Genomic DNA, 1,019 nt, shown 5'->3' on the forward strand with positions numbered 1-1,019 from the left:
TCAGAAGGTGCAGGCAAACGGCTGAGTTTATCGAGGATTTTCTCGGCCGGTTTGGTCCAGACGAAGGGCTTGGATGCCCTGTTGTGCTCGCGAATGTAGCGGGCAATGGCGTCCTGGAGATCGGCTACGGACTTGAAGACGCCGCGCCGGATGCTTCGGCGGGTGATGATGGAGAAGAAGCCCTCGACGGCGTTGATCCAGGACGCCGAGGTCGGCGTGAAATGGAAGACCCATCGTGGATGATTGGCCAACCATTCCAGCACTTTGGGATGCTTATGGGTGGCGTAGTTGTCGACGATGGCGTGGATCACCTTGCCCGCCGGGACGGCGCGCTCCACGGCGGCGAGGAATTTGATGAACTCCTTGTGGGTGTGCTTGGGCAGGCAGCGGCCGACCACAGTGCCGTCCAGGGTGTTCAGCGCGGCGAACAGCGTGGTGGTGCCGTTGCGCTTGTAATCGTGCGTCATCGTCCCGCACTTGCCGGGCTTCAGCGGCAAACCCGGCTGGGTGCGGTCGAGTGCCTGGATCTGGCTCTTCTCGTCGATGGACAGCACCACCGCGTGGCAGGGCGGGTCCATATAGAGGCCGACGATATCCTCCACCTTGGCGGCGAAAGCCGGATCGTTGGAGCGCTTGAAGGTGCGCAATCGATGCGGTTGGAGCCGATTGGCTTCCCAGATGCGCTGCACGGCGCGCAGGCTGATGCCGACGGCCTTGGCCACCGCTCGGCCTGTCCAGTGTGTCACGGCGCCGGGTGGTTCCGAACAGGTCAGCGCCAGCACCTTGGCCACGGTGGCGGCCGGAAGCGGTGCCCGGCCGGGCTTGCGCGTCTTGTCGCGCAACAGCGCATCCACGCCCTGTTCGGCGTAGCGCACCTGCCAACGCCAGACCGCCGGGCGGCTGACACCGGCCCGGCGCGCCACCTCCTGCACCGCCAGACGCTCGGCCGAGAGCATGATGATGTTCACCCGCTGGACATGCTTATGCGGGCGGTTGCGGTCGCCGAGGATCGCGGCCAA

At 65.2% G+C, this 1,019-nt stretch carries 1 protein-coding gene; it reads right to left on the reverse strand.

What is annotated here, in order from left to right; all coding sequences use genetic code 11:
• A partial coding sequence (locus tag DS843_RS30875; protein WP_286192419.1) for an IS630 family transposase occupies positions 1-1,019 on the reverse strand: 1,019 nt, incomplete at both ends.

Source organism: Roseomonas genomospecies 6, from assembly GCF_008365375.1.
Lineage (GTDB): Bacteria > Pseudomonadota > Alphaproteobacteria > Azospirillales > Azospirillaceae > Azospirillum.